Origin of the sequence: Pseudomonas taeanensis MS-3 (assembly GCF_000498575.2) — a bacterium.
Lineage (GTDB): Bacteria > Pseudomonadota > Gammaproteobacteria > Pseudomonadales > Pseudomonadaceae > Aquipseudomonas > Aquipseudomonas taeanensis.
In genome coordinates, this window is record NZ_AWSQ01000006.1 from 305,700 (window position 1) to 322,108 (window position 16,409).

General features: G+C 65.3%; 12 protein-coding genes. 3 read left to right on the forward strand and 9 right to left on the reverse strand.

Translation table 11 applies throughout. The features are described 5' to 3' along the window. Positions 1-106: 106 nt before the first annotated feature. The 5 genes from TMS3_RS19300 to TMS3_RS19320 form a co-directional block, all read right to left on the reverse strand. On the reverse strand, positions 107-2,383 hold the full coding sequence (locus TMS3_RS19300) for an ATP-binding protein (protein WP_025166939.1): 2,277 nt from the start codon (positions 2,381-2,383) through the stop codon (positions 107-109). Next, entirely contained in the window at positions 2,380-3,171 is a 792-nt protein-coding gene (locus tag TMS3_RS19305; RefSeq protein ID WP_029866488.1) for a substrate-binding periplasmic protein, read from the reverse strand. Before TMS3_RS19305 ends, TMS3_RS19300 begins: the two co-directional genes overlap by 4 nt. After that, positions 3,168-3,899, reverse strand: a complete 732-nt coding sequence (locus TMS3_RS19310; RefSeq protein WP_025166941.1) for a response regulator — start codon at positions 3,897-3,899, stop codon at positions 3,168-3,170. The genes TMS3_RS19305 and TMS3_RS19310 overlap by 4 nt, the downstream gene beginning before the upstream one ends. 125 nt (positions 3,900-4,024) lie before the next feature. Continuing rightward, positions 4,025-4,654: a TetR family transcriptional regulator C-terminal domain-containing protein gene (locus TMS3_RS19315; RefSeq protein WP_025166942.1), complete on the reverse strand. Its 630-nt coding sequence runs from the start codon at positions 4,652-4,654 to the stop codon at positions 4,025-4,027. Between the two features lie 208 nt (positions 4,655-4,862). Then, positions 4,863-6,026: a type III PLP-dependent enzyme gene (locus tag TMS3_RS19320; protein WP_025166943.1), complete on the reverse strand. Its 1,164-nt coding sequence runs from the start codon at positions 6,024-6,026 to the stop codon at positions 4,863-4,865. 431 nt (positions 6,027-6,457) lie between these two features. On the opposite strand from TMS3_RS19320, the gene TMS3_RS19325 reads away from it, so the two are divergent. Continuing rightward, the gene (locus TMS3_RS19325) at positions 6,458-8,041 is read left to right on the forward strand and encodes a peptide chain release factor 3 (RefSeq protein WP_025166944.1); all 1,584 of its coding nucleotides are present in this window, start codon (positions 6,458-6,460) and stop codon (positions 8,039-8,041) included. 187 nt (positions 8,042-8,228) lie between these two features. Here the strand turns inward: TMS3_RS19325 and TMS3_RS19330 are convergent, their stop codons facing one another. From TMS3_RS19330 to ptsP, 4 genes are all read right to left on the reverse strand, one after another. Continuing rightward, entirely contained in the window at positions 8,229-8,627 is a 399-nt protein-coding gene (locus TMS3_RS19330; protein ID WP_025166945.1) for an endonuclease domain-containing protein, read from the reverse strand. 103 nt (positions 8,628-8,730) lie between these two features. Next, the gene (locus TMS3_RS19335; RefSeq protein WP_025166946.1) at positions 8,731-10,467 is read right to left on the reverse strand and encodes a fructose-specific PTS transporter subunit EIIC; all 1,737 of its coding nucleotides are present in this window, start codon (positions 10,465-10,467) and stop codon (positions 8,731-8,733) included. Between the two features lie 21 nt (positions 10,468-10,488). Beyond that, a complete protein-coding gene (pfkB, locus tag TMS3_RS19340) occupies positions 10,489-11,424 on the reverse strand; it encodes a 1-phosphofructokinase (RefSeq protein ID WP_025166947.1) in 936 nt (311 codons plus the stop codon). Beyond that, on the reverse strand, positions 11,424-14,312 hold the full coding sequence (ptsP, locus tag TMS3_RS19345; protein WP_025166948.1) for a phosphoenolpyruvate--protein phosphotransferase: 2,889 nt from the start codon (positions 14,310-14,312) through the stop codon (positions 11,424-11,426). The genes pfkB and ptsP overlap by 1 nt, the downstream gene beginning before the upstream one ends. Positions 14,313-14,482: 170 nt before the next feature. Here ptsP and cra point away from each other — a divergent pair, with 170 nt between their 5' ends. Together cra and TMS3_RS19355 are read left to right on the forward strand one after the other, a co-directional pair. Next, the gene (gene cra / locus TMS3_RS19350) at positions 14,483-15,487 is read left to right on the forward strand and encodes a catabolite repressor/activator (protein ID WP_025166949.1); all 1,005 of its coding nucleotides are present in this window, start codon (positions 14,483-14,485) and stop codon (positions 15,485-15,487) included. A 62-nt stretch (positions 15,488-15,549) separates the two neighbouring features. Then, positions 15,550-16,344 (forward strand): TatD family hydrolase, encoded by a 795-nt coding sequence (locus TMS3_RS19355; RefSeq protein ID WP_025166950.1) that lies wholly within the window; start codon positions 15,550-15,552, stop codon positions 16,342-16,344. Positions 16,345-16,409: the final 65 nt, after the last annotated feature.

Below are 16,409 nucleotides of genomic sequence, written 5' to 3' on the forward strand. Positions count from 1 at the left end.
AAGGTTTTACCGGGACCAGTGCCCGGTTCCGCCCTGATTATTGGCAAGCGATGTAAGCCCCCGTTGAACACCGGGAAAGAAGATGTAAGAAGTGGTAACGGCGTTGTTACAACTGCGTCAGCGCCTGATTCAACGCCTGCTGTGTGGCGTCGAGCAGCTGGCGCAGCGGCTCGGCCAGTTCCGCACACTGGGCCTCGGCCTGTTCTTCGCCAGCAGCTTCGAGACGCCGCAGCATTGCCGCCAGTGGCCGCCCGCCGAGTGACTCGCTGGCGCTGGCCAGGCGGTGCGCCGCACTGGCGATCTCCGGGTAGTCCCGCGCCTGCAGGGCGGTCAGCAAGAGCTCGCCCTGTTGCTGCAGGTTGTCTTGCAACAGGCGCAACAGTTGGGCGAGCTTGCCGGCCCCCAGCGCCTCGCGATGGGTGTGCAATACGTGCGGATCGAGCAGCGCCTCGCTCGCCACTGGCGCGCCGCGCAGCATGCCAGCCAGAGCCTGACGCAAGGCCGATAGCTGGATCGGCTTGGCGATCACCCCCTGCATGCCGGCATCCAGGTAGCGCTGGACCATGGCCGGCTGCAAGCTGGCAGTGAAGGCGAAGATCGGCGTCTGCCGATTGACCCCCAACGGGTCCTGGCGAATTTGCCGACACAGTTCCACGCCGCTCAACCCGGGCAGCTGCACATCGAGCAGGATCAAGTCGAAACGGCGGGTCTGGCACTGGCGCAGGGCCGGTTCGGCATCCTCGGCCAGGCTCACCCGGTGCCCCTCGCGCTCCAGCAGCCCCTGGGCCACCTCGCGGTTCAGCTCGACGTCTTCCACCACCAGCACATGGCGTGGCTCAGGCGCGGTTTCCAGCGCCGCAGAGGCCGCGAGTTGTAGCGGGGGCTGCGCCTGCTGCAGCCAAATATCGAACCAGAAGCGGCTGCCCTGGCCTTCGCGGCTGTGCAGGTGGATCTCGCCGCCCATGGCCTGCACCAGGCGCTTGCAGATCGCCAGGCCGAGCCCGGCGCCGCCATAGCGCCTGGCCACCTGTTCGTCGGCCTGCACGAAGCGCTCGAAGATCCGCGCCTGCACCGCCTCGGGTATGCCGATGCCGTCGTCCTCCACCTGGATGCGCAGGCGCTGGCGCCCGGCAGCCTGCTGCAACAACTCGACGCGCAGCTGGACCCGCCCGTTCTGGGTGAACTTGATGGCATTGGCCAGCAGGTTGGTCAGGACCTGCCGCAGGAATTGCTCGGGGCCGCGAAAGTAGCCGCCCAGGCCTGGATCGAGATGACTCAGGAGCTGACTGGCATTGGCCTGCGCGCGGGGCTCGAGCAGGGTGAGCACCTCATCCAGCAACTGTTGCAGGGAAAAGTCCACCGGCTCGATGCGCGCCTCGCCCTCCTCCAGTTTGGCGAAATCCAGCAGGTCGTTGAGAAGTGCCAGCAAGCCCTCGCCCGCCTTGTGCAAGGCCTGCAGGCGTCGCCGGCCGAGTGCGTCGCGCGGCGCATCGCGCAACAGTTCGGCCATGCCGAGCATGCCATTCAGCGGGGTGCGCAGCTCGTGGCTCATGGTCGCGAGGAAACGTGACTTGGCCAGGTTGGCCGCTTCGGCCTCCTCCTTGGCGCTGTGCAGACTGGCGGTGCGCCGCTCGACCATTTTCTGCAATTCGTCCTTCTTGTCTTGCAGGGCCAGGCGATCGACCTCGCGCTGGCGCATATCCTCGACAATCGCCTGGCGCATCTCGTCCAGGGCATGAGCCACCGCATCGATCTCGTCTTCTGCCGCGCCGCGGCCCTTGTCCAGGCGCAAGGGCGCCTGCCACTCACCACCGGCGAGCTGCCTCGAGAAGGCCGCCATGGCCAACAGGTGGCGAGTCACCAGGCGATGGAATAGCCAGGACAGGGTGATTGCCAGGCCGCAGATGAACAGCCCCATCCACAACAGGTTGGTCAAACCGCTGGCATACAAACGGCGGTGCACCGCCTGCAGATCGACGCCCACCTCCAGGGAGCCGAGCGCGCGCAGCTCGCCATCGACCATGCGATAGCTCAGGTCGAAGCGCTCGGTGCGCGCCGCGTCGGCGGGCAGCCGATGGCCTTGCAACAGGTCGAAATCGGCGCTGCGCAGGTGCACCCAGGCGATATCGGGAAAGTCCACCAGGCCGCGCAGTTGTACGTCCAACTGCGCCTGGTTGAGGTCCCACAGGTTGCGCTCGATGCTGGCCAGGTAACCACTGTGGATCAACTCGAGGCGCGAGGCGATGCCCTGCATCTCGCGGCGATACTCGAAGTACAGTTGCAAGGCGCTGGCCAGCAGGGTGAAACACAGGCTGAACAGCAGAATGAAACGCAACAGGCGGCGCGACAACTCGCCGGACGGCGATACGGCCCAGGACTTCACGGTTGCCCATCCGCCTGCGACTGCAGCGCCCGATAAGCCTGCTCGCTTTCCCGCAGCCAGTGCTCGACCCGTTCACCGCTCAGCAGACGCTGCAGTTCCCGGTCGATATCGGTCATCCGCGCAGCCAGCGGCGAGCGTTTCGACACCGCGAAATACAGGTGGTCCACGGCCAGGGTCAGCGGCAGCACCTCGATCTGGTCGGCGCCCGGCAGGTATTCGAGAAACAGCTTGCCGGTGCGTCGCTCATGGGCGATGAAGTCGATCCGCCCGCGGATCAACTTGCCAAAGTTCTGTCGATTGCTGGCCACCCACTCGACATTGCCATGGGTGGCGACGAAGCGGTCGAAGGCCTGGCCATAGCTCTCGCCGAACAGCAGGCCGCCGCGATAGCGCGCCAGGTCCTCGAGCCGGGTCACCGCCAAGGGCTTGCGCCGGTTGTAGAACACCGACACCTCCTCGCGCAGCAGCGGCACCTGGCTGAATAGCAGGCTGTGCTCACGCTCGGCCGAGCGATAGGCGATTACCAGATCGACCCGGCCCTCGGCCGCATCGGTCAGGCAACGCTTCCAGTTGCCCAGTACCACCACCTCCAGCGGCAAGCCGAGGCGGCCGATCACCTCGCGCACCGCGCGTGGCGCCAGGCCCTGCACCTCGCCGTTGGCATCGCTCCAGGAAATCGGCGGATACACCGGGTAATCGCAGTAGCGCACAGGCGCAGGCGCCGCCAAGCTGGCCGCGCTCAGGCACAGTCCAGCCAGCAACAGCGTCAGGCGCAGGGCAAGAGTCATTGCCGGCTGCTGACCGCGGCGCTGAACAGGTAACCGGCTCCGTGGATGGTGATGATCAACTGCGGGTCGGCCGGGTCGTCGTTCAACTTGCGCCGCAGACGGCCGACCAGCACGTCGATTGAGCGGTCATTCGGCAGCCATTCGCGGTTGCGGATCTGATCCATCAGCTGATCGCGGCTCAGGGTGTGCCCGGCGTTGCGCAGTAGCACGCTGAGCAGCTGGAACTCGCCCTGGGTCAGCAGGCCTTCGCTGCCGTCGGCTGCCACCAGGCGGCGTCGATCAACATCCAGGGTCCAGTCACCGAAACACTTCAGCTGACGCGCCTCCGCCGGCGCCTGCGGCTGCAACGCCTGAGCGTGGCGCACGCGGCGCACCAGGTTCTTCGCCTTCGACACCAGCTCGCGTGGGTTGAACGGCTTGACCACGTAATCGTCGGCGCCGCATTCCAGGCCGACAATGCGATCGATCTCGTCATCCCGGCCGGTGATCAGGATGATCCCCACCTCCGAACGCACGCGCAACTCGCGCGTCAGGGTCAGGCCATCCTTGCCCGGCAGGCGAATGTCCAGCATCACCAGGTCCACCGGATTATCCAGCAGGCAAGTCTCAGCCTGCTCTGCCGTGTCGGCGCAATGCACCTGATAATCCTCTCGCAGCAGATAGGACGCGAGCAGTTCGCGGATCACTGGATCGTCATCAACGATCAGCACACGGGGTGTTACCGTCATCACTGTGCCCCCGCCGCGTCATGGGCGCGGCCAATTCTTGGATTTATTCTGGGTCAAGCAGGCTACTTACTTTCCCGGCCAATGTAGCCAGTACTGAACAGATGATCAACAGCACCGGCGACTGGCTACTCGACACGACGAAAGCCGCTCACCTGCAGGCCATCGACCCAGGCCTCGCATATCTGCACGCCCTGCTCCGGGGTGAAGGTCGTGGGGTTGAGCCCGTACTCCAGCCACAGGCCATCCAGCAGAGCGCTGAGACCGATGGCGGCGAGCGGCGCATCGAAGTCTGTCCAGCCCTCACCCTCGGCTAGCCTGCTCAAGGCCTGGCCGAGGATGGTTCGGTATTCGCCATAGGACTGATCGTGGGCCAGGTTGATCGCCTCGGCGGTTTTCACCGCGCCCCAGAAGGCCAGCCAGGCGTCTAGCAGTTGCGGATCAAGCACCTCGGGGGAAAACGACGCCCGAAAAAACGCCGACAGCCGCGCCCTGGGACTCGGCGCTGCGGCGTCGATGGCCTCGCGCAGCAGGCTCATCACCCGTCCGGTGACAGCCAGGTAGGCCTCCGCTACCAGTTCATCCTTACCCGCATAGTGATGATTGATCAGCCCGACCGACACGCCTGCCTCGGCGCAGATCTTGCGGATCGAGGCGCCCTGAAAGCCATGGCGCTTGAGGCACACCAGCGTGGCCTCGATCAGATGCGCCTTGCGCAACTCTGGTTCCAGCCGGGAAAACCGCGTTTCCTGGTGCATGCCGACAACTCCTGTGATGACCCAGTATATTTGAACGAATGTACAGCAAGACACCAGTACCACCTAGCTCCTGCCAAACCGCAGCCTCGATGCAGCCTTAGCGCCCGACTGTTTAGTGATGCAGTTGCCAGGTTCAGCGGTATGACCCACGCACATAAAAAAACCCTGCCGGCTGGCAGGGTTTTTTATGTGCGTTTGGTACTCAACCCTACAGGTAGAAGGCCTTCAGCGGCGGGAAGCCGTTGAACTCCACCGCGCTGTAGCTGGTGGTGTAAGCCCCAGTGGACAGCCAGTAGAGGCGGTCGCCGCTCGCCAGGTTGAGCGGCAGGCCGTACTTGTAGTGCTCATACATGATGTCGGCACTGTCACAGGTCGGCCCGGCGATGACCACTTCCTCCATCTCACCCTTCTTCTCGGTGTAGATGGGGAACTTAATCGCCTCGCCCATGGTTTCGATCAAGCCGCTGAACAAGCCAACGTCGGTATACACCCAACGCTCGACAGCAGTACGCGACTTGCGCGCGACCAGCACCACTTCGCTGACCAGCACGCCGGCGTTGGCGATCAACGAGCGGCCTGGCTCGAGGATGATTTCCGGCAGATCGTCGCCGAAATCGTCCTTGAGAAAGCGGATGATCTCCTCGGCGTAGGTTTCCAGGCTGTTGGTGCGGGTGATGTAGTTGGCCGGGAAGCCGCCACCCATGTTGATCATCTTCAGCTCGATGCCGTCTTCTTCCTTGAGCCGCTCGAAGATCACCTTGACCTTGGCAATGGCCGCGTCCCATACGGAAATATCGCGCTGCTGCGAGCCGACGTGGAAGGATACGCCGTAGGGCACCAGGCCCAGTTGGCGGGCGAGGATCAGCAGGTCCATGGCCATGTCGGTCTGGCAGCCGAATTTGCGCGACAGCGGCCAGTCGGCCGAGGTCGAGCCTTCGGTGAGGATACGCACATAGACTTTCGAGCCCGGCGCGGCCTTGGCGATGTTGCGCAGGTCTGCTTCCGAGTCGGTGGCGAACATGCGCACCCCCTTCTCGAAGAAGTAGCGGATGTCCTTGGCTTTCTTGATGGTGTTGCCGTAGCTGATGCGCTCCGGGCCGACGCCACAGCCCATGACCTTGTCCAGCTCGTAGATCGAGGCAATATCGAAGCTCGAGCCTTTATCCCTGAGCAGGTTGATGATCTCGACTGCCGGGTTGGCCTTCACCGCGTAGTAGACCTTGGCGAACTCGAAACCGGCGCGCAGGTCATCGTAGGCCTGGTCGATGATCTTGGTATCGATCACCACAAACGGGGTTTCCTGCTGGTCGGCGAAGTCCTTCATTTTCTGGAAGGTTTCACGCGGGTAGTAGTCTTCGATCTGAATCGGCATGCGGGAGCTCCAATGGCAAAACACACAAAGGTAGTAAGGGGTGCTTCACTAAGTAATAGCAAAGCGCGAACGCCTGATCAGTTTCCCCACTTTGGTTCGCCTACTTCCCAAGGCATGTCGCCGAGTATCGAATCGATCTCTCGTCGTCAGTACTTGAGCCGAATGGATCGTTGCCAGCATGGACGTTCGGCGCGAACTTTAGGACCATGGGGAGCTTAGATCAATGAAAAGTTGCCGCCATTACGACCTCCTTCGTCGCCTCGTCGGCCGATCGTTTTAGATTCAAAACAAGGCGTTATGGAATGCTGCACGCAAGGCGAAAAAACATCCGTTGCCCAGCCAGATTACAGGTCGCCGCGCGAGGCGGCGTTTACCGTTATAATCGCCGCCTTTTTTGACAGACCGACTACGAGTCGACGGGTTCCCTCTCCATGACCACTCAGGCCGCCGAAGTCGCCAAGCGCCGTACTTTCGCCATCATTTCCCACCCCGATGCGGGTAAAACCACCATCACCGAGAAGCTCCTGCTGATGGGCAAGGCGATCGCCATCGCCGGTACGGTGAAGTCGCGCAAGTCCGACCGCCATGCCACCAGCGACTGGATGGAGATGGAAAAGCAGCGCGGCATCTCCATCACCACCTCGGTGATGCAGTTCCCCTACCGCGAGCACATGATCAATCTGCTCGACACCCCCGGCCACGAGGACTTCTCGGAAGACACCTACCGCACCCTGACCGCGGTAGACAGCGCACTGATGGTGCTCGACGGCGGTAAGGGTGTGGAACCGCGCACCATCGCCCTGATGGACGTCTGCCGCCTACGCGATACGCCAATCGTCAGCTTCGTCAACAAGCTCGACCGCGACATCCGCGACCCGATCGACCTGCTCGACGAAATCGAGGCGGTGTTGAAGATCAAGGCCGCGCCGATCACCTGGCCAATTGGCTGCTACCGCGACTTCAAGGGCGTGTATCACCTGGCCGACGACTACATCATCGTCTACACCCCGGGCCACGGCCACGAACGCACCGAAACCAAGATCATCCAGCACCTCGACTCCGACGAGGCCCGCGCCCACCTGGGCGACGAGTATGAGCGTTTCCTCGAGCAGCTGGAGCTGGTGCAAGGCGCCTGCCACGAGTTCAATCAACAGGAATTCCTCGACGGCCAAATGACCCCGGTATTCTTCGGCACCGCGCTGGGCAACTTCGGCGTCGACCACGTGCTCGACGCCGTGGTCGACTGGGCGCCCAAGCCTCTGGCACGCGTCGCCCATGAGCGCAGTGTGGAGCCGGTCGAGGAGGCCTTCAGCGGCTTCGTGTTCAAGATCCAGGCAAACATGGACCCCAAGCACCGCGACCGCATCGCCTTCATGCGTATCTGCTCGGGCAAGTACAGCCAAGGCATGAAGATGCGCCATGTGCGCACCGGCAAGGACGTGCGTATCGGCGACGCCCTGACCTTTTTCTCCAGCGAGCGCGAAATGCTTGCGGAGGCCTACGCCGGCGACATCATCGGCCTGCACAACCACGGCACCATCCAGATCGGCGACACCTTCAGCGAAGGCGAGAACCTGGGCTTCACCGGTATCCCGCACTTCGCCCCGGAACTGTTCCGCCGCGTACGCCTGAAAGACCCACTGAAATCCAAGCAACTGCGCCAGGGCCTGCAACAGCTGGCCGAGGAAGGCGCCACCCAGGTGTTCTTCCCCGAGCGCAGCAACGACATCATCCTCGGTGCGGTCGGCGTGCTGCAGTTCGACGTGGTTGCCAGCCGCCTGAAGGGCGAATACAAGGTGGAATGCGGCTACGAGCCGATCAACGTCTGGTCGGCGCGCTGGATCGAGTGCGCGGACAAGAAGAAGCTCGAGGAATTCAAGACCAAGGCGGTGGAGAACCTCTCGGTCGACGGCGGCGGTCACCTCACCTACCTGGCCCCGACCCGGGTCAACCTGGCGCTGATGGAAGAGCGCTGGCCCGACGTGAAGTTCCGCGCCACGCGCGAGCATCATTGATCGGCTGTACGGTCATGACCCTCACCCCAGCCCTCTCCCTAAAAAGGAGAGGGGGTTGGTCAGTGGCGGCAGTAGGATCGCGGCAAGCTGGCTCTACGCGGTCGACGCCCTCATCCCTTCGCTGATGGGACCTGGCTAAGAGCCAACAGACAGACTGCAATTATCGGCCTCACACGGTCAACTCCCTCTACCCTCCGGGGAGAGGGCTGGGGTGAGGGGCAGCGATATCGGCCTGACGCAGGATCTCCGCCAACACCTCCGCTATCTGCAACAACACCTCCCGATTACTGAAACGCAGCACCCGCACCCCGTGCCGTTCTAGATAACGGCTGCGTTCGGCGTCCTTGCGCAATGCTTCATCGGCAAAATGCTGCCCACCATCCAACTCGACCGCCAAGCACAGCGCTGCGCAATAGAAATCCAGCACATAGGGTGGTAGCGGATACTGGCGCCTGAATTTCAGGTCGCCGAGTTGACGGTTTCTCAGGCGTTGCCAGAGTAGTCGCTCGCAGTCAGTCGACTCATGACGCAGCTGCCTGGCAAATTCGCGCTGTTCGGCGGTAGGCCGTTGGGTGCTTTTGGGCATGCTTCACCTCCCTGTGAAGTCATGTGCCGATCTCTTCTCTCCCGAGGGTAGCGGAGGACAGTAACCACGAGCATGGAACCTAGCCGCCAGAACAATGCCCCTGCTAGGCCTTAGTCCCTGCCACCACCAACTCCACCGCCTCGCCGCGCTTGATCAGCGCATAGACCACCCCGGTCAGCAGACTGCCGGCGACGATGGCCAGCAGGTACAGCGCCGCATGGTTGATCGCATTGGGGATCAGCAGCACGAACAGGCCGCCGTGCGGTGCCATCAGCTTGCAGCCGAAATACATCGACAGCGCACCGGTCAGCGCGCCGCCGGCGATGCTGGCCGGGATCACCCGGAACGGGTCCTTGGCGGCAAAGGGGATGGCGCCCTCGGAGATGAAACACAGCCCCAGCACACCGGCGGCCTTGCCGGCCTCGCGCTCGCTCTGGGCGAACTTGTGCCGGGCCAGCAGGCTGGCTATGGCCATGCCGAGTGGCGGCACCATGCCGGCGGCCATGGTCGCCGCCATCGGTGCGTAGCTCTGTGAAGCCAGCAGGCCGACCGAGAAGGCATAGGCGGCCTTGTTGATCGGCCCGCCGAGGTCGACGCACATCATGCCGCCGAGCAGCAGGCCGAGGAGGATGGCGTTGGTGCTGCCCATGCTGTCGAGGAAAGCGGTCAGCCCTGCGAGCATGCCCGCCACCGGCTTGCCGACCAGGTAGATCATCACCAGGCCGGTAAACAGGCTGGCCAGCAGCGGAATGATCAGGATCGGCTTGAGCGCCTCGACGCTGGCCGGCAGTTGCAGCCAGCGATTCAACCCGCGCGCGGCATAGCCGGCGAGAAACCCGGCGATGATGCCGCCGATAAACCCCGCGCCCAGGGTGCTGGCCAGCAGCCCGCCGATCATCCCCGGCGCCAGACCGGGGCGGTCGGCAATCGAGTAGGCGATATAACCCGCCAGCACCGGCACCATCAACTTGAACGCGGCATCGCCGCCGATCTGCATCAGCACCGCGGCCAGGCTGCCCTCCTCCTTGAACGCCTCGATACCGAAGACGAACGACAGGGCGATCAACAAGCCACCGGCCACCACCATCGGCAGCATGTAAGACACCCCGGTGAGCAAATGCCTGTAGGGGCCGCCCTGCGCGGCGGGCTTGCTTGCCTGTGACGCCTCGGCCTGAGCATCGGCGGGCAACAGCTGCGCTTCGGCCAAGGCACGCTTGAGGCACTGTTCAGGTTGTTTGAGCGCCACACCTGTGCCGCAACGCAGCACCTTCTTGCCGGCGAAGCGCGCGGTATCGACCTCGATATCCACGGCCAGCAGTACCGCATCGGCGGCGGCGATCACCGCGTCATCCAGCAGATTGCGTGCGCCCACCGAGCCGCGAGTTTCCACCTGTAGCTCATAGCCGAGCTTTGCCGCGGCCTGCTGCAAGGCCTCGGCGGCCATAAAGGTGTGCGCCACCCCAGTCGGACAAGCGGTCACCGCCACCAGACGCGGCCGAGCAGCGGGTGCAGCGAGCGGTTCGGCCTGCTGCAGCACGGTGGCGTGCTCGTTGGCTTCACGCAGGAAGCGCTGCGGGTCCTGCAACGCCTCGGCGGGGGTCGACTGCAGCAGGCGTTTGCCGACGAAGCGTTGCAACGGCAGGTCGCCGGTCTTGACCACCACCACCAGCTCGGCGGCGGCGATGTCGGCCTCGCTCAACGGCGAGCCGATGGCCTTGGGATCATGCACCTCGACGCGGGTGGACCAGCCCAGGCGTTGCGCGGCGCCCTCCAACAGGCGCGAACAGAGCACGCTGGTAACCATGCCATTGGGGCAGGCGGTAACGATCAGCAGATTCATGGGAAACGACCTCTTATTGTTTTAAGCCAGGGATGCGACCGTGACAGCGGCTTGCAGACGCGTCAGTTGCTCCCTGTCATGAATACCAAAACCGAGCTGGGTCACCGCTTGGGCGGCGATCGCGGTGGCCAGGCGCAGGCAGCGCTCGGCCGGCCAGCCACTGAGCAGACCGTGCAGGGTGGCGGCGAGCAGCGAGTCGCCGGCGCCCACCGTACTGACCACCGCGACCCGCGGCGGCTGCGCCTGCAGTGCGATATCCGGACCGAACCAGCAGACACCCGCCGCACCGCGCGACAGCAGGACGTGCTCGACGCCCTCGGCGCGCAGGCGCAACGCGGCCGCCTGTAAATCATCCAGCGCAGCGGCCGAAACTCCGCAGAGTTCGGCCAGCTCGTCCTCGTTCGGCTTGATCAGCCAGGGTTTGACGGCCAGGCCGGCGCGCAACGCTGCGCCGCTGCTGTCGAGCGCCAGCGGCAGGCCGAACGCCTTGAGCCGACGCAGCAACGCGGCGAACCACTCGGGGCTGACGCCCTGTGGCAGGCTGCCGGCGACCACCACGGCGTCATGGCCGACGGCGATCTGTTCGAGCCGCTCGAGCAGCTCGGCCTGCTGGCATGCCTCGACGCGCGGCCCCGGACCGTTGAGGTCGGTGATGCGCCCGTCGTCCTCGGCCAGCTTGATATTGCTGCGGGTCTCTCCCGGCACCCGGACGAAGGCATCGACGAAGCCCCGGCGGTCGAACAGCGCCTCGAATGCCTGCGGGTTGGCCGCGCCGAGAAAGCCGCTGACCGTGACCTTGTGCCCGAGGTCGGCCAGCACCTGGGCCACATTCAGGCCCTTGCCGGCGGCGTGGCTGCTCAGGCTCTGGCTGCGGTTGACCGCACCCGGCTGCAAGCGCTCGAGGCGCACGGTCAGGTCCAGCGCCGGATTCAGGGTCAGCGTGAGGATGCGAGCCATCAGCGCGTCTCCTCGACCAGGGCGCGCACCGCCGCGCCGCTTTCCAGGCCCAGGGCCTGCTGCGCCAGGGCCTGGCTGTGGCGGAAGTCGAGCTCGCGCACGCGCGCCTTGACCAGCGCAATGGCCCGCGCCGAGACACTCAACTCGTCCACGCCGAGCCCGACCAGCAGCGGTACGGCGAGCATGTCGCAGGCCAGCTCGCCGCACACGCCGACCCACTTGCCGTGCGCATGCGCCGCCTCGACGGTCATGCCGATCAGGCGCAGCACTGCCGGGTGCAGACCGTCGGCCTGGGCCGACAGGGTCGGATGCCCGCGGTCGATGGCCAGGGTGTATTGGGTCAGGTCATTGGTGCCGATACTGAAGAAGTCCACCTCGCGCGCCAGCACCGGCGCCAGCAAGGCTGCCGACGGCACCTCGACCATGATGCCCAGCTGCAGGTCGGCGACCGGGATCTCCTCGCGCAGGCGCAGCGCCATGTCACGCGCCGCCCGCCACTCTTCGACGCCGCCGACCATCGGGAACATGATCCGCAGCGGTCGGCCCTCGGCCGAGGTCAACAAGGCCCGCAGCTGAGTCTCGAGAACTTCCGGGCGTTGCAGGCTCAGGCGAATGCCACGTACGCCGAGAAAAGGATTCTCCTCCGCCGGCATCGGCCAGTACGGCAAGGGTTTGTCACCGCCGACATCCAGGGTGCGCACCACCAGCGGCCGGCCGTCGAGGGCAGCGAGCACGCGGCGGTACTCGACTTCCTGGGCCGCCTGATCCGGCGCCTGCGCGTGCGCCATGAACACCAGCTCGGTGCGCAGCAGGCCGATGCCTTCGGCGCCCAATTCGACGGCCTCGGCGGTTTTCTCGCTGGCACCAATATTCGCCGCGACCTCGACCGCGTGGCCGTCGCTGGTGATCGCCGGGCGCAGGCGTTCGGCATGCGCGCGCTGTTGACGCTGTTGCCTGACTTCGCGCTCGCGCTCGGCCTGCTCCAGGGTCTGTCGATCGGGTGCGACGCGCACCAGGCCGTGATCGCCATCGAGCAATAATTCAGTGCGCTGCGCCAGGGCCAGCACCGCCTCACCGGCGCCCACTACCGCCGGAATGCCCAGCGCGCGGGCGATGATTGCACTGTGTGCGGTGGCCCCGCCGCGCGCGGTGAGAATCCCGGCCACGCGCCGACGGTTGAGGCTGGCGACATCCGAGGGTGCCACCTCATCCATCACCAGGATGTAGGGCTCCTCCGGTTCGCTCAGGCTGTCGGCGCCGCAGAGGTGCGCCAGCACGCGGCGGCCGATGTCACGCAAGTCGGCGGCACGCTCGGCCAGCAGCGCATCATGCAAGGCCTCCTGCTGTCGCGCGGCGGCTTCGGTCTCGGCCAGCCAGGCGGCTTCGGCGCCCAGGCCCTCGGCCAGATGCGCTTCGACGTCCTCGCGCAAGGCAGGATCGCGCAGCATCGCCTGATGGGTGATGAAGATATCGCGCACGTTGACGTCGTCGCAGGACTCGACCAGCCGCTGGATATCCGCGTCCACCTGCTCCAGCGCCGTGGCCAGACGCTGGCGCTCGACGACCAGGCCCTGGCCATGCTGCGCATACTCGAAGGTCTGCGGCACCCGTACCAGGGCCGGACCTATGGCAATACCCGGCGCCGCGGCGACCGCCTGCAGCCGCGCCCCCGCGGCCGGCGCTTGCAGCTTGGCCGGCGTACTCGGCACCGCACTGAGTGTTGCAGCGACGCTGAGCGCTGGCGGTTCGGCGGACGCCGGCAAAGGTTCCAGGGTTTCCCCCAGCCCCGCTCGCACGGCGGCTTCCAGTGCCGCCAAGGCGTCGGCGGCGATGGCCGGTTCGGCGCTGAACTCCAGCTCCTGGCCGCGTTGGGCGCCCAGGGCGAGCAATTTGCTCAGGCTCTTGGCCGACACCCCGCGTCCGGGTTCGCCGGCCAGGCGCACGCGCACCTCGCCGACGAACGCCTGGGCAATCTCGGTCAGCGCCTTGGCCGGGCGCGCATGCAAGCCATGGGTGTTGGCCAGGGTTACCCGCCGCGTCGGCCAGTCGGCAGGTACATCGCCGCCCAGCGCCTCGAGCACGGTGCGGCTGCTGGTGGCCTGGCTGAATGCCGCGCCGCGCCCTTCGATGAGCAGGTCGCAGAGGCGCTCGAGCAACTGCCGGTGCGCCTCGCCGAGACTGGCCAGGCAGAACAGACCGTGCACCGTCTGGCCATTCAGGCGCAGCGGCTCGGCCGGGGTAACGAAGGCCAACCCAGGTCGCAGCACGGCCTGTTCGCTGTGCACCCACCAGAGCCCATCCCCCAGCGGCAATGGCTCACCCTGCAGCAGGCCGTTGGCCAGGCCGGCGCTGGCACAGCCAGCCTTCTTCAACAGACGCGCACCTTGCCAGAGCAACTCGTCGAAATCTTCGGCCGCTACGCCCAGGCCGATCAACTGGCTGTCCAGTGCCAGCTCCTGAGGTGCGCCCTGCAGCAAGGCGACTATCGCCTCGGCATCCTGCGCCTCACGCAGCGCCTGGCTGAGATCGCCCTCGCCCAAGGCCCGGGTCAGCAGTTGCAGCAGACGCAGGTGTTCGTCCGAGTGCGCGGCAATCGCAATCGCCAGGTACACCCGCTGCCCGTCGCCCCAGTCGACCCCTTCGGGAAACTGCATCAGTCGCACCCCGGTGTGAAACACCTGATCGCGGGTTTCCGGCGTGCCGTGGGGAATCGCAATGCCCTGCCCCAGGTAGGTCGAGCCTTGCGCTTCGCGCGTCAGCATGCCGCCCAGATAGCCGGGCGCCACCAGACCCTCGCTGACCAGGCCGTCGGCGAGCAGCGCCAACGCCGCCAGTTTGTCTGTGGCGCTGCGGCCCATCTGGATCTGTTCGGCATTCAATTCGAGCATGACGTTCTCCTCTGGCAGGTGAGGCGGGCTAACGCAGGCGGCCTGAACCACCCCACAAGGATAGTCAACAAAGTCGCTTGCTGAATCGTTTCATCAAGAACTGGCACGTTACTCCATAATCGGCGATCCTTGAAGCCCGATCGTCAGTCGCCCCGCTCAGGATCATCACCTTGAAGCTTTCCGATATCGCTCGCTTGGCAGGCGTCTCCGTCACCACCGCGAGTTACGTGATCAACGGCCAGGCCGTGCAACGGCGGATCAGCCCAGCCACCGTGGAACGGGTGCAGGCGGTGGTCGAAGCCCACGGCTATCGCCCCGACCCTCAGGCCGCCGGACTGCGCCGTGGGCAGAGTCGCAGCCTCGGCTTTATCCTGCCGGACCTGGAAAACCCCAGCTATGCACGCCTGGCCAAGTTGCTCGAACAGCGCGCGCGCGCGGCCGGCTACCAACTGCTGATCGCCAGCTCCGACGATGATCCGGACAGCGAACGCCAGCTGCTCGAGCTGTTCCGCTCGCGGCGCTGCGATGCCTTGATCGTCGCCAGCTGCCTGCCGCAGAGTGACCCCGCTTACCCGCAGCTGGTCGAGAGCGGCGTGCCGGTGATCGCAGTCGACCGCGCCCTCGACCCCGCACGCATCCGCTCGGTGGTCAGCGACGACCGCCAAGCCGGCGCGCTGCTGACGCGCAGCCTGCTCACGCCCGCCCCTCGGCATATCGCGCTGATTGGCGCCCGCGCGGAGCTGCCAATCAGTCAGGCCCGCGAGCAAGGATTTCGTGAAGCTTTGGTCGGCTATCAGGGCAACGTCAGCGTCAGGCATGCCGAGCAGTTCAGCCGTGAGAGCGGCTACCGGCAGATGCACGCCCTGCTGCACGGCGAAGCGCCCCTGCCCGACGCCCTGATCACTACGGCCTATGTACTGCTGCAGGGCGTTTTCGATGCCCTTCAGCAATATGCCCCGGAGGGTTTAGCCGAGCTGCGCCTGGCCACGTTCGGCGATACCCAGCTGCTGGATTTCATGCCGCTGCGGGTCAATGCTATCTCCCAACAACACGAGCAGATTGCCGAGCGGGTGTTGCAGTGGGTCCTGCGCGCCATCGAGCAGGACGACTACCAGCCCGGTGTGGAAGCCATCCCGCGCATCCTCAAGAATCGCCGCGACGCCCAACCACGGTAAATCTGCCGGCCATCGCCGGCACGCGGTTCCTGCACAACAAGCGGTCGGCGTATCATCCGAACATGCGCCTGATCGACACCCACACGCACCTCGACTTCCCCGACTTCGACGCCGACCGCGACGAGCTGCTGCAGCGCAGTCGTGGCCTGGGGGTCGAGCGTATGGTGGTGCTCGGCGTCTACCAGGGTAATTGGCAGCGCCTGTGGGATTTGGTGCAGAGCGATCCCTGCCTGCATGCCGCCTTCGGCCTGCACCCGGTCTATCTGCAGCAGCATCAGCCCGAACACCTGAGCGAGCTGCGCGACTGGCTGCAACGCCTGGCCGGCCACCCTCAACTGTGCGCGGTGGGCGAATTTGGTCTCGACTATTACCTGGATAACCTCGATCACCAGCGCCAGCAGGCCCTGTTCGAGACCCAGCTCAAGCTGGCCGCCGAGTTCGAACTACCAGCCCTGCTGCACGTGCGTCGCGCTCACGCCGCCAGCATTGCCACGCTGAAGCGTTACAAGCTCAAACGCGCCGGCATCATCCATGCTTTCGCCGGTAGCCTTGAGGAGGCCCGCGAGTACCTCAAGCTGGGTTTCAAGCTCGGTCTAGGTGGTGCGCCGACCTGGCCTCAGGCGCTACGTCTGCGCAAGGTGGTGGCGCAACTGCCGCTGGACGCCGTGGTGCTGGAAACCGACGCCCCGGACATGGCCCCGGCCATGCATCCGCAGCAGCGCAACAGCCCGGAGCACCTGCCGGACATCTGCGCCGCCCTGGCCCAGTTGATGGGTCTCGAAGCCGATGAACTGGCCGCGGCCAGCAGTCGCAACGCCGCCGAGCTGTTTGGCTGGCGCCTCGAGACACCGCCGTAGCCCGGCTGCAATCCGGGAGTACCCGATGAGTTGAAGCAACAGTCCCGGATTGCATCCGGGCTACG